Genomic DNA, 24,333 nt, shown 5'->3' on the forward strand with positions numbered 1-24,333 from the left:
TCCGGAGGGCGGGTCCCGCCACCGATCAGCGCTCTGTTCTGGAGGGACCCACCCGTGCACGCCGCACTTCGTCGCCGCCCCGTCCGGCTGCTGCCCGCCCTGGCGGCGGCCGGCCTGCTCACCGCGTGCTCCGGGGGCGACGACTCCCCGAAGGCCGACGGCCCGCCGGCCAAGGTGACCGTCACCCCCGCCGCGGGCGACAAGGCGGCCGAACTCGGCCGGCCGATATCCGTCCGGGCCACCGGCGGCAAGCTGACCTCGGTGAAGGTCGAGGACCACAAGGGGGGCGCGGTCGGCGGCCGGCTCGCCGGGGACGGCACCTCCTGGACCTCCGACGGCAAGATCCGGCCGTCGACCACCTACACCGTCCGGACCGAGACGACCTCGTCCGGGGGCCGGAAGGCGTCGGCCACCACGTCCTTCACCACCGAGAGGGCCGACAAGGTCAACAAGCTCACCAACACCCCCAACGGCGGCCAGACGGTCGGCACCGGCATGCCGATATCCATCCTCTTCGACCACCCGGTGGCCGAGGACCGGCGGGCCGAGATCGAGAAGGCGCTGAAGGTCACCACCCGGCCGGCGGTCACCGGCGCCTGGGGCTGGGTGAAGGACTACTCCGGCAAGGACCGGATCGACTGGCGCCCCAAGGACTACTGGCCGAGCGGCACCAAGGTGTCCGTCAACGGCGCCCTGTCCGGGATCAGCTCCGGCGACGCCGGCGGCTGGTTCGTCCGCGACTACGACTTCGGCTTCACCATCGGCGCCGACCGCAGGGCCGTCATCGACGTGCCGGGGCACCGCCTGACGATGTACGAGGACGGCCGGGAGGTCGGCAGCGTCACCGGCTCCGCGGGCTCCCCGCAGGACCCCACCCGCGGCGGCGTGCACACCGTCCGCAGCAAGAACGCCGCCGAGACGATGGACTCCTCCACCATCGGCTACGGCGACCAGTGGATGCTGGACTCGCAGTGGGTGACCCACCTCACCGCGTCCGGCACGTTCCTGCACTCCGCCCCGTGGAACAAGTCCCTGGGCCAGGTCAACAACAGCCACGGCTGCTTCGGCATGACCACCGCGGACGCCAAGAAGGTCTACGACTTCCTCACCATCGGCTCCACCGTCGAGGTCAAGGGCACCACCAACCCCAACAAGACCGACGTCGGCAACGGCCTGGAGGTGTGGCAGGAGACCTGGGAGCAGTGGCAGAAGCGGAGCGCCCTGCGCGACTCATGACCCCACCGCCCGGTGCCCCCAGGCCGGCAGCCAGACGTCCGCGCCGGGCCGGTCCCGGCGCGCGGAGAGCAGGTGGCCGCGCAGTTCCGGGAGCACCGGGTGGGGGTTGTCCGCCCGCCAGATCAGTGACATCGGGTAGAGCGGCGCCGGGTCGCGCACCGGGATCCGCCGCAGGTCGTAGCGGTCCGGCCACAGATACCGCGAGCCCTCGCCGACCAGCGTCGCCAGGTCCGCGGAGTCGGCGATCTCGGCCAGCAGCGCCTCGTTGCCGAACACCGGTCCCACCACGTCGATGGTGAGCCCGAAGACGGCGGCGAACTCCTCGTAGTAGTCCGCCACCTCGCCCCGGGCGTCCAGGCCGGGCATCCAGATCCGGTGCCCGGCGAGCTGCCCCGGCGTGACGGCACGGGCGCCGGCGAGCGGGTGGCGCGGCCCGGTGAGCAGTTCGTGCCGCTCCTCGATCACCCGGGCGGTGCGGATCACCTCCGGCAGGTGGTGCCGCGGGGGGACCGCGTGGAAGGTGGCGTCGATCGTCCCGGCCTCCACCGCGGCGACCGCGCCCTCGACGTCCGCGTCCAGGGTCACCACGTCCAGCTCCAGCCCGGGGCGCGTCCGGTAGAAGTCCTGGAGGAGCCCGGCGGTCACGATCCGCCGGTTGACGACGTCGACCCGCAGGGCGCGCCGGCCGGGGCGGACGGAGGCGTCCGCCCGCTCCGCCACCCGCAGCAGCTCCCGGGCGTGCGGCAGGAACGCCTGGCCGTCGATGGTGAGCCGGGCGCCGCGGGGCGTGCGGGTGAACAGGCGCACCGCCAGGTCGCGCTCCAGTGCGGCGATGCGCTTGGAGACCGCCTGCTGGGTGACCGACAGGCCGGCGGCGGCATCCTGGAACCGGCCCGCGTCCGCGACGGCGACGAAGGTGCGTACGGCTTCGAGATCCACGCCGGCCCACCCTACGGTCTGCCCGGCCGATCCGCGCGGAACTGCCTAGTCGTCCAGGGCGCGGTCCAGTTCGGTGAGATCCGGCGGGGCGAGGGTGGTGCTGTCGACGAGTTCACGCAGCAGGTTGTGCATGAGGGTGCCGTCGCACGCGTCGTCGTCCTCCTCCCGCATCAGCTTGCTGCGCACGCACCCGCTCCGGTGCAGCCGCCTGCGCACCGCGCCCACCCGGTCCTGGACCTTGCGCGTGGTCCAGCCGTACTCCGGCTGCAACACCTGGAGCTGGGCCACCGCCCGCCGGTACACCAGGGGCCGCGGCTCGGGCTCGTAGCGCAGGTACTCCTGACCGAGGACGATGAGGACCAGCCGTTCCCGGTCGTCGAGCGGCCACCGCTGCGGCGGCACGGTGGGGGCGGTCTCCTTCGTGGCCGGGCCGCTGTCGTCGTAGTCGGTGACGTACAGCTCGACCAGGTGCTCGCGGTGGCCGGTGCCCCGCACGAACACGGGGGTGTAGCCGGCGGTGAGCGGGACCGGCTCGGTGGTGGCGTGCAGAAGCAGGCCGTGCGGCAGCCGCAGCAGCTGCTGCCCGGTGTTGCGCAGCCACCAGTTCCGGCCGCGGAACAGCAGTTCACCGTGTCGGCGGCTGACCCGGGTGTCGTCGACGCCGATCTGCAGCTGCACCTGGGGTCTGGGGCCGCGACCGAAGCGGACGGTGCTGCCGGGCCGGGGAACGACCTGGATGCCGCCCGTCAGGGAACGGGCCTGCAGTGTGCCCGGCTGCCGCGGCCGGTCCCCTTCGCGGCGGCGCGCCAGGCTGGGCGGACGACTTACGCTCATCACCGTTCTCCATCGGTTCGTGTCGGCGGCGTGGAGGCGGATCCAGTGTGCGGCCCGGGGCCGGGACCCCTCCCGGGTCAGGGCGCGGGCAGCTCGGCGGCGGCCGCGGCGGCCAGGTCGCTGGCCATCGCGCACAGTTCCTTCACGGGCCGCCGCCCACCGACGTACAGGCGCAGCATCTCGGCGGCGGTCTCGGCGTTCACACCGCCGTACCGCCGGTGTTCCACGAAGACCGTGCAGGTCTCCTCGCCGTTGCCCTCCGGCACGACGAAGGCGTCGTGGCCGCCGAGCCGGACGGGTTCACCGTGCTCCTCCGACAGGGGCTGGTCGCGGTGGAAGCCCACCTCGGCCTCCAGGCCGTCCACGTCCCCCGACCACGTGCACTCCCAATTCGCGACGCCGGTCTCCGGCTCGTCGCCCGCCAGGCCCGGCACCGCGGACAGTGCCTGTGCGTCGAGCAGTTGGCAGGCGTCCACCCGGGCCAGGGAGGTATCGGGGTAGGCCGGGGAGCGGCGCGGGAGCGGGCCCCGGTCCAGGATCGCGGCCGCGCTCTGCGCGGCCACGTCGGCGACCCTGCACAGCGTCGCGGTCCCGCCGCCCACCGAGCCCTTGCCCATGTCGACGCGGACCCCGACGAGGGTGCCGTCGCCGTCGGCACCGGACGGCAGGAGCAGCCGCTCGCACTCGTCGTTCTCCGGCGGTACCTCCATGATGCCGATGTCCCCGACGGTTCTGGCCGGTTCGGCCATCTCGGGTGCCGAGCCGTGCCGGAGGTCGAACGCCACGTCGACACGGTTGTGCTCGTCGGGGTGGACGAGCACGTCGCAGCGGTGGAAGTTCCCGTAGTCCGCGTCCACTTGGGCCACGCCGAACACCCCCAGGGCGGCCGGGTCGGCGAGCGCGCAGATGTTGGCGGTCCGCGGGTCTCCGATCAGGGATCGTGCCGCCCCTCTCGACGTGGCCCCGGTGACCAGGGCCCGCCGGGCGCCGTCGTCACCGAGGACGACGACGAGGCACGCGGCCAGCACGGCGATGCCGGCCCCCGCGGCCACCAGCGGCCACCGCCACCGCTGCCACCAGGTGCCCTCGATGCCCCGGGAGTCGGCGATCGCGGCCAGGAGCCGCCCGGCCTCGGCGGCGTCCGGGCGCTTGTGCGGATCGCGTCGGAGCATGGCGGAGAGCACCGGGTACAGCGGCCCCAGGGCATCGGCGTCCATCTCGACGACGCCCTGTTCGGCCTTCCAATACGTCAGCCGTTCGGACTCCTCCTCGCCCTCCGCCTCCGACGTGGGGTCACCGTCCTCGGTCGCCGCGCCGCCGCGCGGTGGCGAACCGGTGACCAGCGCGTGGAGGGTGGCGGCCAGGCAGAACACGTCCGAGGCGGGCCGGGGGATGCTGCCCCGGGCCAGTTCCGGGGCGGCGTAGTCGGGGGTGAAGCTGAACGGACCGTTGACCGTCACGGTCTCCGTGCCGCCGAACCGGTAGGCGGCCCCGAAGTCCAGCAGCTTCGCGGTGCCCCGACCGGTGAGCCCGATGTTCGCAGGCTTGACGTCGCAGTGCACGACGCCGGCGGCGTGCAGGGCCGCGAGTGCGTCGGCCAGCTGGGCGCCGATACGGGCCGCCCGCCGCGGAGTGACCGGCGGCTGCCGGTCCAGGCCGCCGCCGGGCACGTACTCCATGACGAACCAGTACGTCTCCCGCTCGCCCGGCCCCGGCGGCACGGTCACCACGTCCAGCAGCGTCACGACGTGCGGGTGGTCGCGGAACTTGGCCATGGCGCGCGGCTCGGCCGGCAGCCGCCGCACCGCGGTGTCGCCCTCTCCCTCGATCCGTTCCGGTTTCACCGCCACGTCCTGGCCCACCACCCGGTCGTGGGCCCGCCACACCTCGCCGCTCCGCCCGGTGCCGATGACATCCCTGAGGACGTACCGGCCGGCCAACTCGTCTCCGGAACGCACGATCCCCCTCCTCATCCGAGCCCGGCACGCGCGCGGCCCCCACGCCGCGCGCCGGAACCGAACCTACTGTGCGGAGCGGGGGCTGCGCAGTGCGTTACGACAGGACCGCCGCCCCACACCGGAACCCGGGGGCCATCGGGGCGTCGAGGGGCCGTCGCGGGGAGGCACCGCGACGGCCGCACCCCGTCCATGAGGGCGCGGCCGCCCGGGGGTGGCAGTCACACCCGGCCGGAGCGGCACCGGGGGAAGGCGCGGGACGCCGTCCGGCGGCCCGGACCCGGCCGGGGGCCGGACCCGCCGGACACCGGCGGCGGGGGCCTCAGCCGCGCCGGCCGTCGGCCTGCGTCCGGTCCGCTCCCCGGCCGTCGTCATGGGTGACGTGCACCGCGTGGAGCTCCACCTCACCGTAGTTGGCGGTGCCGCACGGGGAGGAGTTGGAGCAGTTGGCCTGGGTGTAGGCGCCGGCCTTGAAGTAGTTGGTGGAGTCGAAGTGGCCGAGGGTCGTCTCCAGCTCGCCGTTGAAGTAGACCTCGATCTCCCCGTCGCTCACCACGTACCTGAGCTCGAAGACCGTGCCGAGTGCGTAGTCGTCGGTGATCAGGTGGTGGTGGGCGGTGTCGCCGTCCGTGATCCACAGCTTCGAGCCCTCCAGACGCAGCACGGTGACGTCGTCGTCACCGCCGTGGATCTGGGCGCCGACGACGTGCGGCTTGTCCTCGGGCAGGTGGGTGAACGCCTCCCGGAGTGTCATGGTGTGGGTGCCGGCAGTCGAGGACCAGGTGATCTCGTCACCGCCGCCGCTCTCCATCTCCCGCAGCTCGGAGCGGGGATAGCTGGAGCCGCCGGTGGTGACGCCGTTGACCGGCGCGCGGAACCGCACCGCGTCCCCCGAGTCGGCGACCGTGAAGTAGGGGTCGTGGGAGTAGCCGTCGAGCTGGGGCTGGAATATCTCGGTGGGGTCCTCCTCCTCACCGATGGGCAACGTCACCTTCCAGTCGCTCAGGTCCACCACGTCGGCAGGGACCTCGGCACCACCGCCATCACCCTCGCCGCTCCAGACCTCGACCTCGGTGAGACTGTTCCAGTCGCCCTCGCCCTCCCCTTCGTAGCCGTGACCGAGGTAGCGGATCTGCGAGGTCCGGACGGGCGCGAAGGAGAACGACTGCAGACCGGTGGTTGTGCCGCTGCTCCTGCCGTCGTGGACGGTGACCCAGCGCGATCCGTCCCAGTACTGGAGCTCGAAGACGTTCCGACGGGTGTCGCCCTTGTGGACGGCGAGCTTGACCTGGTTGACGGTGTGGGTCGAGCCGAGGTCCAGCCGCAGCCACGCACCGTCGCCCTCGCCCGACCACCGGGTGCCGTAGTCGCCGTCCACGACGTTCGCCGGCCGGTTCCCGTCGCTGGTACCGGCCGTGACACCACCGGCGCCGGGCGTCACCTCCACATCGGCGGCCCGCGCGGTCGCCGGGACGACCAGCGCCGTCGCCGCCGCCACGAGCGCGGCGACGGCCAACCGCGGCCAGCCGCCTCCCCGGGGCGCCGAACGGGCCAGACGCGAGAGTTCCATGGACTCCTCCTCGTGCGTACGGGTCCGCGGCGGCGCTCGATGACGGCGGTGCCGCGACCGACGGGTCGTCGGGCGCGACCGTAGAGGGCACGCCCGGGGAGGGGACACGAGGAACCGGAACCCCCTTGCCGCGAGGGCCCGGGCGCCTGAGCCGGCCCGGCGCCCGTCCGCCCGGCATCCGTGGCCGTCGGCCGCGCCCGCCGCCCGGAACACGGCGGCCCCCGGCGCGCTACGGACGCACCGGGGGCCGCCGGCCGGCTCAGTACCGGGTGGGGAACAGGGCGAGCTTCGCCTTGTGGCCGGAGGCCGATTTCACCCAGATCTTCAGGTTGTTGAGCTTGACCGTGCCGCCCGGACCGGTGCTGCCGCTCAGGTGCGCCCCGCCGCCCGTGGTGGTCGCCGAGAACTTCACCGACCGGGAGCTGATGTGCGTGACCTTGAGCTTCCCGAAGCCGAACTTCCTGCTGTCGACCTTGATCGTCTGAGGCTTCGACACGGTGATGTCACACCGCCCGTCGTAGCACGACCCGTGCCCGGCGCCCTGCGCCACCGGCGCCATCAGACCGCACCCCAGCGCGCCCGCCATGGTCAGCGTCACCGCGGTCGCCGCGAATCGCCGGCGCGTATCCGTACTCATCAGATGGACCTCCTGATTTTGATGGGGAAAATCCCGCCCGGCGTTTCTAACCCGCCGGTCCCGGGACCCCTCCCGAGGCCAGGGACCTCGCCCCCGCCGGGACTCCGTCGGCGGGGCCGGCCGGCGCCGACCGCCACGCGAGCACGGCCCTCGCCGCCGCACCGCCGATGAACCGTTCGCTCACGTGATCCCCGGACCGGCCCCGGCGAACAACCGGTGGTTGTGGACCGCCGGTGGAACGGTTGTTTGACCTGCGGTCCCGTCCCTCGATTGGCTCTCCCCGGTCAACACCGGTTTGTTCGGGCGAGGCGGAGCAGGGGGCGCGGGGGCATGGGGGACGGAAGCGGGCTAAGCCCGGCGTTCCGGTGGCTGTGGGCCGCGTACGCGGTCAGTACCTTCGGCAGCCGGCTGGCGTTCGACGCGTTCGCCCTGATCGCGATCCTCGCCCTGGACGCCGGGCCGGCCCAGGTGTCGGCACTGGCCGCCGCGGGACTCGCGGTGGGGGCGCTGGTGGCGGTGCCGCTCGGGCCGTGGGTGGAGTTCCGCCGCAAGCGCCCGGTGATGATCGCCATGGACCTGGTCCGGTTCGCGGCGCTGATGAGCGTCCCCGCCGCGTACGCCGCCGGCGTTCTCGGCTTCGCCCAGCTCCTGGCCGTCTCCGTCGTCGTCGCCGCGGCCGGCATCGCCTTCACCGCGGCCGGCGGCGCGTATCTGAGGGGACTGGTACCGCCGGAGCACCTGGTCGCCGCCAACGGGCGCCTGGAGTCCACCACCTGGACCGCCACCGTGCTCGGGCCGCCGGTCGGCACGGCCGCGACCGGGCTGTTCGGCCCGGTCCTGACCGTGGCCGCGGACGCCGTCAGCCACCTGCTCTCCGCCGCCGGACTCCGGGCGATCGGCGGCGAGGAGCCCGCTCCGCCACGCCCCGCCGGGGACCGGGGCGGGCTCCGCGCCGGCGACCTGTCCGAAGGGTGGCGGTACATCCTCACCCACCCGGCGCTGCGCCCGCTGTTCCTCAACACCGTCCTGGTCAGCGGTCTGATCATGGCGACCTCGCCGCTGCTCGCCGTCCTCATGCTCGGCGATCTGGGGTTCGCCCCCTGGCAGTACGGCCTCGCCTTCGGGCTGCCGTGCGTCGGCGGCATCGTGGGCGCACGGCTGGCCCACCGGCTGGTCGCGCGGTTCGGCCGGCACCGGGTGCTGCTCACCGCAGGGACGCTGCGCGCGTGCTGGTCGCCGGTCCTGGCCTTCGTCCGGCCCGGTGCGGCCGGGCTGGTGCTCGTCATCGTGGTCGAGTTCGGGCTGATCACCTGCATGGGCGTGTTCAACCCGGTGTTCGCCGCCTACCGGCTGGAGCGGACGGCGGCCGACCGCACCGCGCGCACCCTGTCCGCCTGGTCGGTCACCAGCAAGATCACCGTCGCCGTCCTGACCGCACTGTGGGGTCTGCTGGCGGCCCTCACCGGCCCCCGCGCCGCGATCGCCGCCGCCGGGCTCCTGATGCTGCTCACCCCCCTCCTGCTGCCCCGGCACGACACCTCGCCGCACCCGGGGAAGGACGCGACCGGCACCCCGGCGTGATCGCCGGACGCGCGGCGCCGGGACCGGGGGCCGCACGGCCGGCCGGGCTCAGCCGGGGACGGTCCGGAACCGGCGCCGGTACTCGGTCGGGGTGGTGTCCAGCCGCCGGCGGAACGCCCGGACCAGGGTGTCGACGGTGCCGAAACCGCAGTCCGCCGCGACGCGTTCGAGGGTGTCGTCGGTGGACTCCAGCCGGGCGCGGGCCCGTTCGACACGGACCGACTCGATGTAGGCGTACGGGGTGGTCCCCAGCTCGCTCTTGAAGATCCGGGTGAGCTGCCGGTCGCTGACATGGGCGTGCCCGGCGAGCTGGGCGACGGTCAGCGGTTCGGTGATGTGGCGCAGGATGTAGTGGCGCAACTGCTCCACGCGCCGCGTCGTGGCGACCTGTTCCAGCGGCACGCTGAACTGGCTCTGACCGGACGGCCGTTTCAGGTACATCACCAGCTGCCGGGCGACCCGCAGGGCGACGGCCTCCCCGAGGTCGTCGGCGATCAGCGCCAGCGACAGGTCCAGGCAGGCGCTGATCCCCGCGCCCGTCCACACGTTGCCCTCCCGGATGAAGATCGGGTCGGCGTCGACCTCCACCGCCGGGTGGTCGGCGGCCAGCCGCTGCGCGGTGGACCAGTGCGTGGTGGCGCGCCTGCCGTCCAGGAGCCCGGCGGCGGCGAGGATGTGGGCCCCGACGCAGACGGAGGTGACCCGGCGGGACCGGGCGGCCAGCTGCCGCACCCGCTCCACCACGGCCGGATCGACGAGCGGGTGCACCCGGCGGTCGGCGTCGACCTCCACCGAGCCCGGCACCACCAGCGTGTCGATGCGCCGTGCCGACACCTCCGCGAAGGTGGTGTCGGGCAGCACCCGGACCCCGGCACCGGTGACCACCGGGTCCATGGACTCCGCGGCCAGGACCACGGTGTAACCCGCGGCCTCCGCCGTCTCCCGCCGCGCCAGCGAGAACACCTCCGGCGGCCCGGTGACGTCGAGCAGATCGACGCCTCCGAAGACCACGATGACGATCAGTCGTTCGACGGTGTCCACACGTCCCCCCGGGGCCGGTCACGGTGATGTCGGTTTCTGCATGTTAGACGACATTGCCGACGCGCCGACCGGGTCATAGCGTCATAGGCGCAGGTCACCGCACCGGTGCACCGCATCCCCCGATCCCGAACCAGGTGGTATCCCCATGCCCAGAACGACACTGCGCGGGCTCAACGGCCTCTCCGACACCCCGGCCTCGCTCGCCGGCGCCACCCTGCTGCTGATCGACTACCAGAACACCTACACCACCGGCGTGATGGAGCTGGACGGCTGGCAGGCCGCCCTGGACTCCGGAGCCCGGCTGCTGGAGCGCGCCCGCCGGGAGGGCGCGAAGGTCATCCACGTCGTCAACGACGGCGGGGAGGGCACGCCGTACGACATCCGGGCCGAGATCGGCGCCATCCACCCGAGCGTGGCGCCGGCCGACGGCGAGCCGGTCGTGGTCAAGGGGGCGCCCGACGCCTTCCACGGCACCGAACTGGACCGGCTGGTGGCGGAGACGGGCCGGAACGACCTGGTGATCGCCGGCTTCATGACGCACATGTGCGTGGCGTTCACCGCCCAGGGCGCCTTCCTGCGCGGCCACCACCCCACCGTCGTCGCCGACGCCTGCGCCACCCGCGCCCTGCCGGTCGCCGGTACCGAACTCGACGCCCGCCAGGTGCACCTCGCCGCCCTCGCCACCATCGCCGACCTCTACGGGGTCGTCGTCGCCACTCCGGAGGACCTCCGCCGATGAAGCCGCTGCGCCCCCTCCTCGCCCTGACCACCGCCGTCCTGCTCGCGGCCACCGCGACCGCGTGCGGCACGGACTCCGAGGCCGCGTCCCCCAGGAACGACCCGTCCAGCCCCGCCGCCCGGGGCGCCGCCGCGGACACCACGACCCTGCGGCAGCTCAACGGCCTCGACGACACTCCGGCGGACCTGTCGAAGGCCACCCTCATCCTCGTCGACTACCAGAACGTCTACACCGACGGCGCCCTGGAACTCGACGGGTGGAAGCCGGCGGTGGACAACGCCGCGGCGCTGCTGAACCGGGCCCGCGAGGCGGGCACCCCGGTCATCCACATCGTCGACAAGGGCTACGACCTGAAGTCCAAGGCGGGGCAGATCGTCCCGGCGCTCAAGCCCGCCAAGGGCGAACAGGTCGTCGTCAAGAGCGTGCCCGACGCCTTCCACGGCACCGACCTCGCGGAGAAGGTGAAGAAGGCCGGGAACAAGGACGTCGTCATCGCCGGGTTCATGACCCACATGTGCGTGCTGTTCACCAGCCAGGGCGCATTCCTCAACGGGTACCGGCCGACCGTGGTCGCCGACGCCTCGGCCACCCGGCCGCTGCCGCTGCGGGGCAGCTCGGACGGTGTGCCCGCGCGGCAGCTCCACGACGCCGCGCTCGCCACGATCCAGGACCTCTACGGGGTGGTGGTGCCGTCGCAGAAGTCCCTGACCTGAGGCCGGGCACGAGGCCGGGACACCCGCCGGCGGCACCCGGGCGGCCCGGACGCCCGTGCCCGGGCACGCACCCGCGGCACGGCATCCGGCACTCGGCGCCGGGTGCCGCGGGGGCTCCGGGCACGCCCCGCCGCCGGCGGCCGGCGCCGCGCCGCCGCGGGCGGTGGCCCGGCGCCGGGGCGGCCCGTCCCTCCGGCGCCCCGCCGGGGGACGGCCGGGCCACCGCCGGGGACCACCCGGCACGCCGGGCCGGAGACCATCGGGCCCGGGCCCGGGACCTTCGGGACCCCCGCCCGGCGGGGGCCGGCCATCAGGCTGGGAGTGAGACGAGGGGCCGGCCCGCAGCGGCGGGCCGCCCCTGTGGCCGAGCGGGCCACCCACACCCAGGGAGCTTTCCATGACGCAGGTGACCGCCCCTTCGCGCACCGCCTCCGACGCCGCCCCGACCGCCACGCACCTGACGGTGGACCTGCTGGTCGGCAACGCCACCACGGCGCTCGCCGGCTTCGAGCCCCTCACCCAGGAGCAGATCGACCACATCGTCGCCAAGGCTTCGGTGGCCGCCCTGGACCAGCACACCGCCCTCGCCCGGCTGGCGGTGGAGGAGACCGGCCGCGGGGTGTTCGAGGACAAGGCCGCGAAGAACATGTTCGCCTGCGAGCACGTCACCCACAGCATGGCCCGGACGAAGACGGTCGGCGTGGTGGCCCGGGACGACATCGAGGGGATCGTCGAGATCGCCGAGCCCGTCGGGGTGCTCTGCGCGGTCACCCCGGTCACCAACCCCACCTCCACCACCCTGTTCAAGGCGCTGCTGGCGCTGAAGACCCGCAACCCCGTCATCTTCGCCTTCCACCCGTCCGCGCAGGAGTGCAGCGCCCGGGCCGCCCGCGTCGTCCGGGACGCCGCCGTCGCCGCCGGCGCCCCCGAGCACTGCGTGCAGTGGATCGAGACGCCCTCCATCGAGGCCACCGGCGCGCTGATGCGCCACCCGGGAGTGGCGCTGATCCTGGCGACCGGTGGGAACGGCATGGTCAAGGCGGCGTACTCGGCGGGCAAGCCGGCCGTCGGCGTCGGCGCCGGCAACGTGCCGGCCTATGTGCACCACAGCGCCGACCTGCCCCGCGCGGTCAACGACCTGGTGCTCTCCAAGTCCTTCGACAACGGCATGATCTGCGCCTCCGAGCAGGCGGTCGTCCTCGACACCGAGATCTACGACCGCGCGCTGCGCGAGTTCGGGCGGCTCCACGCCCACCTGGCCACCGCGGAGCAGAAGCGGAAGCTGGAGACCTACCTCTTCCCGCCGGACGCCACCGGGCGCCGGGGCCGGGTCAACTCCGCGGCGGTCGGGCAGAGCCCCGCCTGGATCGCCGAGCAGGCCGGGTTCACGGTGCCGGCCGACACCTCCCTCATCCTGGTGGAGGCCGGCCGCGTCGGCCCCGACGAGCCGCTGACCCGCGAGAAGCTCTGCCCGGTCCTGACGGTGCTGCGGGCCGGTTCCACCGAGGAGGGCTTCGACCTCGCCGCGGACATGGTCGCCTTCCACGGGCAGGGCCACAGCGCGGTGATCCACACCGGCGACCCCGCCCTCGCCGAGGCGTTCGGCCACCGGATGAAGACGGTCCGGATCATCGTCAACTCGCCGTCCTCGCAAGGGGCCATCGGCGGCATCTACAACCGGCTGCTGCCCTCGCTGACCCTGGGCTGCGGCTCGTGGGGCAGCACCTCGGTCTCCGACAACGTCTCCGCCGCCCAGCTGCTCAACATCAAGCGGGTGAGCACCCGGCGGAACAACCTCCAGTGGTTCAAGGTGCCGCCGAAGATCTACTTCGAGCCGCAGGCCATCCGCTACCTGGCCTCGATGCCCGCGGTGGAGCGCGTCACCGTGGTGACCGACGCCACCATGACCCGCCTGGGGTACGTCAACCGGATCAGCCACGTGCTGCACCAGCGGCAGCGGCCGGTGACCATCCAGGTCATCGACGACGTCGAACCCGAGCCCAGCATCGACTCGGTGCGGCGGGGCGCCGCCCTGATGCGCGACTTCCGGCCGGACACCATCATCGCCCTCGGCGGCGGCTCCCCGATGGACGCGGCCAAGGTGATGTGGCTGCTGTACGAACACCCGGACATCGACTTCGCCGACATGCGGCAGAAGTTCTCCGACATCCGCAAGCGCGCCTTCCGCTTCCCCGTCCCCGGTGAGCGCGCCCGCCTGGTGTGCGTCCCCACCACCTCGGGCACCGGCGCCGAGGTCACCCCCTTCGCGGTCATCTCCGACCCCGCCACCGGCAAGAAGTACCCGCTCGCCGACTACGCCCTCACCCCCAGCGTGGCCATCGTGGACCCGGTGCTCACCGCCGACCTGCCGGCCACCCTCGCCGCGGACAGCGGTTTCGACGCCCTCACCCACGCCACCGAGGCGTACGTCTCGGTCTACGCCAACGACTTCACCGACGGCCTCGCGCTCCACGCCGTCAAGCTGGTCTTCGAGAACCTGGCGGCGGCGGTCACCGGCGAGGCCGGCGCGCGGACCGCGGCCCGGGAGAGGATGCACAACGCCGGCACCATCGCCGGCATGGCCTTCGGCAACGCCTTCCTCGGCATCGTGCACGCGATGTCCCACACCCTGGGCGCCACCTTCCACATCGCCCACGGCCGCACCAACGCCATCCTGCTGCCCCACGTGATCCGCTACAACGGCACCGTGCCGTCCAAGCTCACCGGCTGGCCGAAGTACGAGAGCTACCGGGCACCGGAACGCTTCCAGGACATCGCCCGCGCCCTCGGCCTGCCGGCCGCCACCCCCGCCGAGGGCGTCGCCTCGTACGCCGCCGCGGTGGAGCGGCTCCGCGACGCCGTCGGCATCGAACCGTCCTTCCGGGCCGTGGGCATCGACGAGCAGGCGTTCATCGGCGCACTGCGACAGCAGGCGCTCAACGCGTACGAGGACCAGTGCGCACCGGCCAACCCGCGCATGCCCATGCTCGACGACATGGAGGACATCATGCGCACCGCCTACTACGCCGGCCCCCGGCCGCTGCCCGGCGTCTGAGCTGCCGGCCCGGGCGGCCGCCCCGGGCCGGCCCCTGGCCGCACGCCGCCGCACGACGGGCGCCGGAGGTCCCCCGCACCCGCCGGGACCACCGGCCCCGCCCCTGACCGCGGGCCCGGGCCGGTCGGCGGCCGGGAAACCGCCTCACCGGCTCTGCCCCGGCGGCAGGCCCGGCGAGGAGCATCGACAGTGAGGCCGGACGACCGCCCGCCTCCCCCGCGCGCACCGCCCCTCGCGAACCGGAGACGACCCCATGACCACGACCGTCCGCCCCTCCGCCGCCACCGACCCCCACCCCGCACTCCTGGCGCGGCTTCGCCGGCGACCGGTGGCAGCGGCACATCGACGTCCGCGACTTCATCCAGGCCACCTACATCCCGTACGAGGGCGACGCGGCGTTCCTGGCCGGCCCCACCCCGCGCACCCTCGCCGTGTGGCAGGCGGTCGCCGCGCTCTTCCCCGAGGAGCGCCGCAAGGGCGTGCTCGCGGTGGACACCGCCGTCCCGTCCACCATCACCTCGCACGCCCCCGGCTTCATCGACCGCGACCGGGAACTGATCGTGGGGCTGCAGACCGACGCCCCGCTCAAGCGCGCCATCATGCCCAACGGCGGGCTCCGCACGGTGCGCAACGGCCTGCGCGCCTACGGCCTGGAACCGGACCCGTTCGTCACCAAGGTCTTCGGCACCTACCGCAAGACGCACAACGACGCCGTCTTCGACGCCTACACCCCCGAGATGCTGCGCGCCCGCAAGGCCGGCATCATCACCGGCCTGCCCGACGCCTACGGCCGCGGCCGGATCATCGGCGACTACCGGCGGGTTGCGCTGTACGGCACCGCGCGGCTGACCGAAGCCAAGCGCGCCGAACGGGCCCGGCTGGACGCGCTGCCCTCCACCACCGACGTCATCCGCGACCGCGAGGAACTCGCCGAGCAGATCCGGGCGCTGGGCGAGCTGGAGGAGATGGCAGCCTCCTACGGCTGCGACGTGACCCGCCCCGCGACCACCGCCCACGAGGCCGTCCAGTGGCTCTACCTGGGCTTCCTCGCCGCGGTGAAGGAACAGAACGGTGCGGCGATGTCGCTCGGCCGCACCTCCACCTTCCTCGACGTCTACCTCCGACGCGACCTGGAGGAGGGACGCATCGACGAGAGCCGCGCCCAGGAACTCATCGACGACTTCGTGATCAAACTGCGCATCGTGCGGTTCCTGCGCACCCCGGAGTACGACGCGCTGTTCTCCGGCGACCCGACCTGGGTCACCGAGTCCATCGGCGGGATCGGCGTCGACGGCCGGCCGCTGGTCACCCGCACCTCCTTCCGCTTCCTGCAGACGCTGTACAACCTCGGCCCGGCCCCGGAACCGAACCTCACCGTGCTGTGGTCCCCCCGGCTGCCGGAGGGCTTCAAGCGGTTCTGCGCGCAGGTGTCCATCGACACCAGCTCCATCCAGTACGAGTCCGACGACCTCCTGCGCCCCCGCACCGGCGACGACACCGCCATCGCCTGCTGCGTCTCGGCGATGGCCGTCGGCAGGCACATGCAGTTCTTCGGCGCCCGGGTGAACCTCGCCAAGGCCCTGCTGTACGCCGTCAACGGCGGCCGGGACGAGATGACCGGCGAGCAGGTGGGCCCGGCGGCCGAGCCGCTGACCGGGGAGTACCTCGACCCCGACGAACTCACCGAGGCGTACGACCGGGTGCTGGACTGGCTGGCCGAGACCTACGTCAACGCGCTGAACGTCATTCACCACATGCACGACAAGTACGCCTACGAGCGCATCGAGATGGCCCTGCACGACCACCCGGTGCACCGCACCATGGCCTGCGGCATCGCCGGCCTGTCGGTGGCCGCGGACAGCCTCTCCGCCGTCACCCACGCCCGCGTGAGGGTCATCCGCGACGCCACCGGGCTGGCCGTCGACTACCGGGTGGAGGGCGACTACCCGGCCTACGGCAACGACGACGACCGTGCCGACGCCATCGCCACCGGACTGGTCCGCTCCTTCATGGAGAAGATCCGCCGCCACCCCACCCACCGGAACGCCGAGCACACCCAGTCCGTCCTCACCATCACCTCCAACGTCGTGTACGGCAAGCACACCGGCAACACCCCCGACGGCCGCCGCGCCGGCACCCCCTTCGCCCCGGGTGCCAACCCGATGAACGGCCGCGACACGCACGGGATGGCCGCCTCCGCCCTGTCGGTGGCCAAGATCCCCTACGACCAGGCGCGCGACGGCATCTCGCTGACCTCCACCATCACCCCCGAGGGCCTGGGCCACGACCCGGCCGAACGCGCCGGCCACCTCGTGGGCCTGCTCGACGCCTACATCGCCGAGGGCGGCTACCACATGAACGTCAACGTCCTGGACCGGGCCACCCTCCAGGACGCCATGGAGCACCCGGACCGCCACCCGGACCTCACCGTCCGGGTCTCCGGGTACGCCGTCAACTTCGTCCGGCTGACCCGCGAACAGCAGCTGGACGTCATCAACCGCACCTTCCACGGTGTCCGATGACCACCGGCCGGATGCACTCCTGGGACCTGTCCACCGGGGTGGACGGTCCCGGGACCCGCTTCGTGCTCTTCCTCAGCGGCTGTCCGCTGCGCTGCCGGTACTGCGCCAACCCGGACACCTGGCAGCTGCGTGACGGCCGGCCGGTCACCGCCGACGAGGTGGTCGCGCGCATCGCCAGGTACCGGCGGTTCACCGGCCTGGCCGGCGGGGGCGTGACACTGACCGGCGGGGAGCCGCTGCTCCAGCCCGCCTTCACGGCGGAGGTGCTGCACCGCTGCAAGGAACTGGGCCTGCACACGGCGCTGGACACCTCCGGGGCCCTCGGCGCCCGGGCCGGTGACGCACTGCTCGCCGACACCGACCTGGTCCTGCTCGACATCAAGTCCTTCAGCCCCGGCCGCTACCGCGAGCTCACCGGCGGCCGGCTGGCCCCCACCCTGGATTTCGCCACCCGGCTGAACTGCCTGGGCGTCCCGGTGTGGATCCGCTACGTCCTGGTCCCCGGCTGGACCGACGACCCGGCCGAGATCGACCGGCTGGCCGGCTTCCTCACGGGCCTGCCCAACGTCGAACGCGTGGACGTCCTGCCCTTCCACAAGCTCGGCGCCCACAAGTACGACGCGCTGGGCATCCCCTTCCCCCTCAAGGACGTGCCCGTCCCCGGGCCGGACCTGGTGGAACGCGTACGCGAGCAGTTCCGCGGCCGCGGCCTGCGGACCGCGTGAGCGGCGCGGCGCCCGCCGCCGGCCACGGTGGGCGTGACCGGGCGCCGGTGGTCCGCGTGACGAACCACCGGCGTCCGGCGGCGCCCGGCCGGGGACACTACGGGGACGGGGACCCCGGCGCGGCGCCGCCGGGGCCGGCGGGAGGGCCAACCCGGCCGGTGCCGCCCCACCGCGGGGACCGGCCGGGCCAGTCTCCGGGACCGGCCGGGGCCGCCACTGCGGGGCGCGGGCCCGGGCGGCGGGGCGCGGGACGTCAGACGGGTACCACGGCCACCGCGCCCGGGACATGGTGCAGCACCGCGTGGGTGACCGCGCCGATGCGCCGCGGGCCGGCGCCGTGGCCGCGGCGTCCCACGACCACCTGGCCGGCTCCGTCGGCACGGGCGGTGAGCACCTCGGAGGCGGCCCCGGACCGGACGTGCTCGACCACCGCCACCCCCGGGTACCGCGCACGCCAGGGCCGCAGCGCCTCGCACAGCATCCGCGCGTACCGCGGCTGCGCCTCCCGCGCCTCCGCCACGTCCTCGGCCGGCCGGAGGCCCCCCGGACTCCAGACCAGCGTGGTGGGGGCGGGCCAGGCGTGGACCACGCACAGGGTGGCCCCGCGGGCCGCCGCCCGGGCGAAGGCGAAGTCCAGCACCCGGTCCATCCCGGGTTCCGGCCCGGCGGAGGTCGCGTCGATGCCGACGACCACCTCCTCCGGGCGATCCGGCGCGGCGGCGGCGAGCGGTGTGCGGGTGACGACGACCGGCCGGTCGGTGTGCCGCAGCACACCCAGCGAGACCGACCCCAGCAGATGGGCGCGGAGTGCGCCGTACCCGCGCGACCCCACCACCAGCAGTTCCGATTCCGCCGCGGCGGCCGTCAGCGCCGGCACCGGGGCGCCGCTCAGCAGCTCCGTGCCGACCGGCAGTCCCGGATGCGCCGCCAGGACCCGGTCCCGCGCCTCGCGCAGTACCCCCAGGGCCCAGCGCCGCCGCGCCTCGGGACCGGCGGCCCCCAGGTCGTCCAGCGGTCCGTGCGCCGGGGCGTGGACCAGGTGCAGCCGCATCCCTTCGCGTGCCGCGTGCCGCGCCGCCCAGTCGGCCGCCGCCGACGCCGGTGCGGTTCCGTCGATGCCCGCGGTGACGGTTCCGTTCATGTGCGTGCCTCCGGGAGGAGCGTGATCAGTGGTGGGGACTGTGACCGGTGGTGGGAAGTGTGCTGGGTGGTGGGGCGGGTGTGGGACCGGGAACCCGCCCCGCGGCCTCACCGGTCCCTCCGCCGGGTGCGGGGTGGCTCCGGGCCGGGACCGGCCGCCCCGTCCGGCGCACCGCGCCGTCCCCCGCCGGAGCGGCGCGCGGCGATGTGCCCCGGGAAGCGGGGCACGGCATCGTTCCCGCGGAGGGCCATGGCGGAGTTCCCCGTGTGTGTGGGCGTGGGCCCGGCGGGGACGTACCCGGTGGCGGGCCCGGCAGCCGCCCGTACCGGCCGGTCCGGGGCCGCCGCGTACGGACCGCCGCCCCCGGACCGTTGCGCACGGGCCACGGCGGCGGGGCCACGGCGGACGGCGTGCCGGGTCCCCCGCCGCTCGGCCCGGGACCGGACACGCCGGTTCCTTCTCTGACGCGGTGACCGCCGGCCGGTGCGAAGCCGTGCCCGGCACCGGATCAGTCGTGCGGGACGACCGCGACGGGGCAGCGGGCGTGGTGCAGCGCGGCATGCGCCACCGAGCCGATGCGCGCGCCCACGGGCACACGGCGCACCCGCCGCCCGACGACCAGCAGGCTCGCGCCGGCCGTCCCGGCCAGGAGCACCTGACCGCCGGGCCCCAGTTCGACGTGCTCGTCCACCGGGACCTCGGGGAACTTCTCCCGCCACGGCGACAGCGCCGCGGTGAGCTGCTCGCGGTGATGGGCCGCCAGGTCACCGAGTTCGTCCCCCGGCCACATGACCACCGGGCTGTAGGCGAAGACGGGCGGCAGGTTCCAGGCCCGCACCGCCCGCAGCGGCACCCCGCGCGCCGCGGCGGTCTCGAACGCGAAGCGCAGCACGGCGGCGCTGTCCTCCGCCGATCCCTGCTGGCCGACGACGACCGCGCCGTCCGCGGGCACCTCCTCGCCGTCCGCGGGCGCCCGGACCGAGACGACCGGCCGCCCGGCGGCGGCGATCACCTGCTGGGCGTGGGAGCCGAGCAGGAACCCGGCGATCGCCCCGTGGCCCCGGGAACCCAGCACCAGCATCTCGGCGTCCTTCGCGGCGTCCACCAGCGCGGGTACCGGCTCCCGGTCCAGGATCTCGGCGGTGTGCTCCAGGCCGGGGTGCCGTTCGGTCAGGCGCCGCCCGGCGTCGGAGAGCAGGGTCCGCGCCCACTCGGCCTGCGCGTCCCGGTCGTTGACCACCGGCACGGTCAGGGGCTCCCAGTGCCAGGCGTGCACCACCCGCAGCGGCAGGTTCCGCCGCAGCGCCTCGCTCGCCGCCCAGTCGGCGGCGGCCAGGCTTTCCGCGGAGCCGTCCACTCCCACGGTGATCGGACGAGTCATGGTCTGCCTCCAGAGGTGAGGACCGGTTACGGGCCGGACAACGCCTGCCCGGTGGGACCAGCATCACGCCGGCGGGGGGACCGGCGTCAGGGCCGGTCGGTCCCCGCCACCGGTGCCGTTCGGCCGGAGCCCGCCGGCGGAACGGCCCTGCGACGGCCCGCCCCGGCACCGGCGTCACCGTCCCGGCGGGCCCGGCACCGTACGGGTCGGTGGTGCTCCCGCGGCCGGGCCGGAACCTGCCCCGGCGTGCGGCCCGGCCACCGGGACGGCCGTGGTGCCGGCCAGGCCCTGTGGGGTGCCGGACGGTACCCGGGGACGGTGCCCTCCCCGGTGGGGCGTGGTCCGGCCGTCCTCGACGTTCGGCGCGCGTGCCGGCAGGGCGGGGTGGGTGCCGCCGCGGGGGAGGTGGGTGTCACCGGGGGCGCGGTGGGAAGCCGCCCGGGGTCGGGCCATGTGCCGTCGGCGGCGGGTTGCGGCGCGACTCGTGCCTGGGGCCCGTGCGGGTGCGTGCCGCCCCGGGGCGGGGTGGGGCCGTCCGGGAAGGGGCCGCGCCGAGCCCGGGCGGGCCGACCGGCGGCGCCTCCTGCCGCGCCGCTCGGCCGGGGCGTGCCCGCCGGCCGCGGAGCAGAGGTGCAGTGGGGCACCGGGCCACGGCCCCTGTGCGGGAAGGCCGGGGATGGCGCTGCCCGGGCGGATGGCGCGGGGCCCGGGCCGTCAGGCGTCGGGCGCCGGGCGGTTCACCACACCCACCACGCCGTCCACCCGCCACACGGCCGCCAGCAGGCCGGACGGATCGACCGCCGAGGCCGAGGCTCCGGCCAGGGTGACCGTGCCGTCCCGGACCCCGACGCGGAGTTCCGCCGCGCGGGGGGAGCGGGCGTGGACGGAGACGGCGTGCAGCACCTCCCGGCGGATCTCCTCGTCGCTCCGGACGAAGACCCGCAGCAGGTCCCGGCGGGTGGTGATGCCGATCAGCCGGTCCTCCTCGTCCACCACCGGCAGCCGGTCGATACGGCGGCGCTCCATGATGCGCGCCGCGTCGGCCACCCGCTGTTCGGGATGGACGGTGACCGCGGGACTGCTCATCAGCTCACCGGCGGTGTCCGGGCCGGGCGCGCGCGGCTTGACCAGGCGCCGCAGCGCCCGTGGCAGCCGCGCCCGGCGACGCAGCCGGTCACCGGCGGCATGGCGCCGGATCAGGTCCGTCCGGGACACCACGCCCATCACCTTGTCGTCGTCGTCCACCACCGGCAGGCCGCCGATCCGGTGGCGGGTGAGCAGCCGGGCGATCTCCGCCGACGGGGTGTCCGGGTGCGCCCGGACGACCTCACCCGTCATCACGTCACCCACGCTTCGGCTCACGGCCACGGTTCTCATCTCCAGTCGCTCCGACGGGTTCCGGCGGGTTCCCGGTTGGTGGCCCGTGGCGCCGGTCCCGACCGCTGCCCGACGGTGCTCGACGGTGGTCGGGGGCCGGCGGCGGACCGGTGGGCCCGGACGCGGCGCCGTCAGGGGAGGGCGCGGTGCCCGGACGGCGGCCGGCCCCGGTCAACCGGCCGCGGTGGCCTCACGGGGTGAACACCACGCGGGCCTTGACCCGCCCCCGGAGCACCTCTTCCACGCACGCGTTGACGTCGGACAGCGGCCGGGTCTCGTACACCACGCGGGTCCGGCCGGCGGCGTGCAGTCGGAAGACCTCGGCCAGGTCCTGGCGGGTGCCGACGATCGATCCGATGACGGAGATGCCGCCCAGCACGGTGGGGAAGACCGGCACCTGGACGGTGCCGCCGGCCGGCAGGGCGACCATGACGAGCCTGCCGCCCCGGCGCAGGCCGGCCAGCGCGGTCGCGAAGGACGCGTCGTCCGCCGCCAGGGCCAGGGCGACGTGGGCGCCGCCGTGCCGCCGGAGCACGGCGGCGGGGTCCTCGGTGCGGGCGTCGATGAGGAGGTCGGCGCCGAGTTCGGCGGCGAGCCGGAGCTTGTCGTCCGAGACGTCGATGGCGGCGACCGTGGCTCCGGCGATCTTGGCGTACTGCACGGCCAGGTGGCCCAGCCCGCCGATGCCGGACACCGCCACCAGGTCGGCCGGTCCTGCGCCGGCGATCTTGAGGGCCTTGTAGGTGGTGACCCCCGCGCAGGTCAGCGGCGCCGCCTCGCACGGGTCGATGCCGTCGGGGACGGGCTGGGCGAAGGCGGCGTGCGCCAGCATCTGTTCCGCGTGGCCGCCGTCGGTGCCGTAACCGGTGTTGACCTGCCTCTCGCACAGCGTCTCCCAGCCGGACAGGCAGTGCTCGCAGCGCCCGCACGCCCAGCCCAGCCACGGGACGGCCACCCGCTGACCGACCGCCAGGTCCCGCACCCCCGCGCCGAGTTCCTCGACGATGCCGACGCCCTCGTGGCCCGGGACGAACGGGACGACCGGCTTGACCGGCCAGTCACCGTGCGCGGCGTGGATGTCGGTGTGACACAGCCCGGAGGCCTCGACCCGGATGCGGACCTGCCCGGGCCCGGGCACCGGGTCGGGGCGTTCCTCGATCACCAGGGGCTCTCCCAGAGCCTTCACCACCGCTGCCTTCATGACCGCCTCCCGGGGGTTCGTCGTCACCACCAGGGTGGTCCGCCGCCCGGACCGGGGACAGAACCGGTCAGTACCCCCACACCGGGACGTTCGTCCCCGTGCCGGGGGACCGTACGGGCCCGCGGACCGGCCGGGGCGCGGGCCGCACCGGCCCGGGGGCGCCGGGCGGCGTGCCCTCGCCCGGGCCCGCCGCAGGCGGCGGGAGGCCCGGGCGGCGGTGGCCGGCGGTCCCGGGCGGCACCGGCCGACGGCGGGTGCGGGCACTCCGGCGGACCGCCGTCCCCCGGGGCGCCCGCACCCTCACCGTTCCCCCGCCCGCCGGGGTATTGCCGTCCCCGGCACGCCCGCCCGGGGCCCGTCGTGGTCCGGACCCGGCTTTCCGGCGCCCCCGGCACCGCCGCCCGGGACCGTGGCCGGCGGCGGCCCGCGGCGGGCGTCGCGGCGGTCCAGCCAGCTGAGCACCGGGGTCGCCATCACCGTGGTCACCAGCGCCACGACCACCAGCACACTGAACATCGGCGGTGACACGATGCCCTCGGCGAGGCCGATGTTGATCGCGATGAGCTGCATCAGCCCGCGGGCGTTCATCAGTGTGCCGACCCGCAGCGCCACCGCCTGGTTCTCGCCCGCCCAGCGGGAGGCCAGCCAGCAGGCCCCGAACTTCCCCGCCACCGCGGCCAGGACACAGCCCGCCGCGAACCACAGCACGGCCGCGTCGACCAGCAGGCCGAAGTCGGTGTTCAGGCCCGAGTACGTGAAGAACAGCGGCAGGAAGACGGCGCTCCCCACCGGGGTGAGGGTGTCCACGGCCCGGTCGATCGCGGGGGAGCGGGGGAAGCACACCCCCACGCTGAACGCCCCGAACACCGCGTAGAGGCCGATCTCGTCGGTGTACCAGGCGGCCAGGAACAGCACCGCCACGGTGGCCAGCAGCACCTCGTCGGGCGAGCGGCGCTCGGCGAGCGCCGCCACCCGCTCCCGGCCGCGCACCACCAGCACCAGCACCAGGACCAGGCCGGCGGTGCCCGCCACGACCTCCGCGAACGGTCCGGCGCTGCCCCGGTCCAGGCTGAGCACCCCGGCCAGCAGCACCCACGCGACCGCGTCGTCCAGCGCGCCGGCGGCCAGCGAGAGCGCGCCGAACCGGGAGCCGGTGAGGCCGCGTTCGGTGATGATCCGCGCCAGCATCGGGAAGGCGGTGATCGCCAGCGTGACCCCGACGAAGAGCGCCGAGACCGCGGGGGAGACGTCGGGCGGCGAGATGTCGACCGCGTCCCGGCCGGTCAGGGCCAGCGCGGCGCCCAGCCCCAGCGGCACCACGATCCCCGCGGCCGAGACCACCGCGGCGGGCCGGGCCACCGGCCGGATGTGGTCCGGGCGGAACTCGTACCCCGCCCGGAACATGAAGATCACCAGGCCGATCTGCCCGGCGGTGTACAGCACCGGCCGCAGGTCCTGGGGGAACAGCGCGTCCTCGACGCCGGGGGCGAGCAGCCCCAGCGCCGAGGGGCCCAGCAGTACCCCCGCGACCATCTCACCCACCACCGGGGGCTGTCCGAACAGGCGCAGCACCCGTCCGGTGGCCCGGCAGACCAGCAGGATGACGACGACGGCGAGGAAGAAGGCGGGAGCGAGCTCGGTCGTGGACATGGCGTGCCCCTTCGTCTTCGGGGGGAGGGGACGGGC

Annotated in this window: 18 protein-coding genes; 7 read left to right on the forward strand and 11 right to left on the reverse strand. The window is 74.6% G+C overall.

What is annotated here, in order from left to right; translation table 11 throughout:
* Positions 1-54 precede the first annotated feature (54 nt).
* Positions 55-1,236, forward strand: a complete 1,182-nt coding sequence (locus tag IHE55_RS27560; protein WP_307826839.1) for a L,D-transpeptidase family protein — start codon at positions 55-57, stop codon at positions 1,234-1,236.
* On the opposite strand, the gene IHE55_RS27565 is transcribed toward IHE55_RS27560, so the two are convergent.
* The 5 genes from IHE55_RS27565 to IHE55_RS27585 all read right to left on the reverse strand — a co-directional run bounded on the left by IHE55_RS27565 (position 1,231) and on the right by IHE55_RS27585 (position 7,171).
* The gene (locus tag IHE55_RS27565; protein ID WP_197991511.1) at positions 1,231-2,175 is read right to left on the reverse strand and encodes a LysR family transcriptional regulator; all 945 of its coding nucleotides are present in this window, start codon (positions 2,173-2,175) and stop codon (positions 1,231-1,233) included. The genes IHE55_RS27560 and IHE55_RS27565 overlap by 6 nt on opposite strands.
* 45 nt (positions 2,176-2,220) lie before the next feature.
* Positions 2,221-3,009, reverse strand: a complete 789-nt coding sequence (locus IHE55_RS27570; RefSeq protein WP_197991512.1) for an FHA domain-containing protein — start codon at positions 3,007-3,009, stop codon at positions 2,221-2,223.
* 77 nt (positions 3,010-3,086) lie between these two features.
* Positions 3,087-4,967, reverse strand: coding sequence for a serine/threonine-protein kinase (locus tag IHE55_RS27575; RefSeq protein ID WP_197991513.1), 1,881 nt, complete (start codon positions 4,965-4,967; stop codon positions 3,087-3,089).
* A gap of 319 nt (positions 4,968-5,286) precedes the next feature.
* Positions 5,287-6,534 (reverse strand): polysaccharide lyase family 7 protein, encoded by a 1,248-nt coding sequence (locus IHE55_RS27580; RefSeq protein WP_197991514.1) that lies wholly within the window; start codon positions 6,532-6,534, stop codon positions 5,287-5,289.
* A gap of 259 nt (positions 6,535-6,793) precedes the next feature.
* Positions 6,794-7,171: a hypothetical protein gene (locus tag IHE55_RS27585; protein ID WP_197991515.1), complete on the reverse strand. Its 378-nt coding sequence runs from the start codon at positions 7,169-7,171 to the stop codon at positions 6,794-6,796.
* A gap of 330 nt (positions 7,172-7,501) precedes the next feature.
* On the opposite strand from IHE55_RS27585, the gene IHE55_RS27590 reads away from it, so the two are divergent.
* Positions 7,502-8,752, forward strand: coding sequence for an MFS transporter (locus IHE55_RS27590; protein ID WP_197991516.1), 1,251 nt, complete (start codon positions 7,502-7,504; stop codon positions 8,750-8,752).
* A 48-nt stretch (positions 8,753-8,800) separates the two neighbouring features.
* On the opposite strand, the gene IHE55_RS27595 is transcribed toward IHE55_RS27590, so the two are convergent.
* Positions 8,801-9,793 (reverse strand): GlxA family transcriptional regulator, encoded by a 993-nt coding sequence (locus IHE55_RS27595; RefSeq protein WP_197991517.1) that lies wholly within the window; start codon positions 9,791-9,793, stop codon positions 8,801-8,803.
* Positions 9,794-9,938: 145 nt separating this feature from the next.
* Here IHE55_RS27595 and IHE55_RS27600 point away from each other — a divergent pair, with 145 nt between their 5' ends.
* The 5 genes from IHE55_RS27600 to pflA all read left to right on the forward strand — a co-directional run bounded on the left by IHE55_RS27600 (position 9,939) and on the right by pflA (position 17,547).
* Complete coding sequence (locus tag IHE55_RS27600) at positions 9,939-10,532, forward strand: cysteine hydrolase family protein (RefSeq protein WP_197991518.1); 594 nt, start codon at positions 9,939-9,941, stop codon at positions 10,530-10,532.
* A complete protein-coding gene (locus IHE55_RS27605) occupies positions 10,529-11,245 on the forward strand; it encodes a cysteine hydrolase family protein (RefSeq protein ID WP_197991519.1) in 717 nt (238 codons plus the stop codon). The genes IHE55_RS27600 and IHE55_RS27605 overlap by 4 nt, the downstream gene beginning before the upstream one ends.
* A 397-nt stretch (positions 11,246-11,642) precedes the next feature.
* Complete coding sequence (adhE, locus tag IHE55_RS27610; RefSeq protein WP_197991520.1) at positions 11,643-14,300, forward strand: bifunctional acetaldehyde-CoA/alcohol dehydrogenase; 2,658 nt, start codon at positions 11,643-11,645, stop codon at positions 14,298-14,300.
* A gap of 341 nt (positions 14,301-14,641) precedes the next feature.
* Positions 14,642-16,822 carry a formate C-acetyltransferase gene (gene pflB, locus IHE55_RS27615; protein WP_197992290.1) on the forward strand — a complete coding sequence of 727 codons (2,181 nt, stop codon included), beginning with the start codon at positions 14,642-14,644 and terminating at the stop codon, positions 16,820-16,822.
* Positions 16,819-17,547 (forward strand): pyruvate formate-lyase-activating protein, encoded by a 729-nt coding sequence (gene pflA / locus IHE55_RS27620; RefSeq protein ID WP_197991521.1) that lies wholly within the window; start codon positions 16,819-16,821, stop codon positions 17,545-17,547. The genes pflB and pflA overlap by 4 nt, the downstream gene beginning before the upstream one ends.
* A gap of 253 nt (positions 17,548-17,800) precedes the next feature.
* Here the strand turns inward: pflA and IHE55_RS27625 are convergent, their stop codons facing one another.
* The 5 genes from IHE55_RS27625 to IHE55_RS27645 all read right to left on the reverse strand — a co-directional run bounded on the left by IHE55_RS27625 (position 17,801) and on the right by IHE55_RS27645 (position 24,297).
* Positions 17,801-18,688, reverse strand: coding sequence for a universal stress protein (locus IHE55_RS27625; protein ID WP_197991522.1), 888 nt, complete (start codon positions 18,686-18,688; stop codon positions 17,801-17,803).
* Between the two features lie 508 nt (positions 18,689-19,196).
* The gene (locus IHE55_RS27630) at positions 19,197-20,069 is read right to left on the reverse strand and encodes a universal stress protein (protein ID WP_197991523.1); all 873 of its coding nucleotides are present in this window, start codon (positions 20,067-20,069) and stop codon (positions 19,197-19,199) included.
* 714 nt (positions 20,070-20,783) lie between these two features.
* Complete coding sequence (locus tag IHE55_RS27635; RefSeq protein WP_307826840.1) at positions 20,784-21,431, reverse strand: CBS domain-containing protein; 648 nt, start codon at positions 21,429-21,431, stop codon at positions 20,784-20,786.
* A gap of 205 nt (positions 21,432-21,636) precedes the next feature.
* Complete coding sequence (locus tag IHE55_RS27640) at positions 21,637-22,647, reverse strand: alcohol dehydrogenase catalytic domain-containing protein (RefSeq protein WP_197992292.1); 1,011 nt, start codon at positions 22,645-22,647, stop codon at positions 21,637-21,639.
* Between the two features lie 300 nt (positions 22,648-22,947).
* Positions 22,948-24,297 carry a cation:proton antiporter gene (locus IHE55_RS27645; RefSeq protein ID WP_197991524.1) on the reverse strand — a complete coding sequence of 450 codons (1,350 nt, stop codon included), beginning with the start codon at positions 24,295-24,297 and terminating at the stop codon, positions 22,948-22,950.
* Positions 24,298-24,333: the final 36 nt, after the last annotated feature.

This window comes from Streptomyces pactum (genome assembly GCF_016031615.1).
Classification (GTDB): domain Bacteria; phylum Actinomycetota; class Actinomycetes; order Streptomycetales; family Streptomycetaceae; genus Streptomyces; species Streptomyces pactus.

Excerpts from the sequence above, each read along its gene's own strand:
- IHE55_RS27570 (WP_197991512.1), bottom strand. The coding sequence starts at position 3,009 with ATGAGCGTAAGTCGTCCGCCCAGCCTGGCGCGCCGCCGCGAAGGGGAC.
- IHE55_RS27580 (WP_197991514.1), bottom strand. The coding sequence starts at position 6,534 with ATGGAACTCTCGCGTCTGGCCCGTTCGGCGCCCCGGGGAGGCGGCTGG.
- IHE55_RS27585 (WP_197991515.1), bottom strand. The coding sequence starts at position 7,171 with ATGAGTACGGATACGCGCCGGCGATTCGCGGCGACCGCGGTGACGCTG.
- IHE55_RS27590 (WP_197991516.1), top strand. The coding sequence starts at position 7,502 with ATGGGGGACGGAAGCGGGCTAAGCCCGGCGTTCCGGTGGCTGTGGGCC.
- IHE55_RS27600 (WP_197991518.1), top strand. The coding sequence starts at position 9,939 with ATGCCCAGAACGACACTGCGCGGGCTCAACGGCCTCTCCGACACCCCG.
- IHE55_RS27605 (WP_197991519.1), top strand. The coding sequence starts at position 10,529 with ATGAAGCCGCTGCGCCCCCTCCTCGCCCTGACCACCGCCGTCCTGCTC.
- adhE (WP_197991520.1), top strand. The coding sequence starts at position 11,643 with ATGACGCAGGTGACCGCCCCTTCGCGCACCGCCTCCGACGCCGCCCCG.
- pflA (WP_197991521.1), top strand. The coding sequence starts at position 16,819 with ATGACCACCGGCCGGATGCACTCCTGGGACCTGTCCACCGGGGTGGAC.
- IHE55_RS27625 (WP_197991522.1), bottom strand. The coding sequence starts at position 18,688 with ATGAACGGAACCGTCACCGCGGGCATCGACGGAACCGCACCGGCGTCG.
- IHE55_RS27630 (WP_197991523.1), bottom strand. The coding sequence starts at position 20,069 with ATGACTCGTCCGATCACCGTGGGAGTGGACGGCTCCGCGGAAAGCCTG.
- IHE55_RS27640 (WP_197992292.1), bottom strand. The coding sequence starts at position 22,647 with ATGAAGGCAGCGGTGGTGAAGGCTCTGGGAGAGCCCCTGGTGATCGAG.
- IHE55_RS27645 (WP_197991524.1), bottom strand. The coding sequence starts at position 24,297 with ATGTCCACGACCGAGCTCGCTCCCGCCTTCTTCCTCGCCGTCGTCGTC.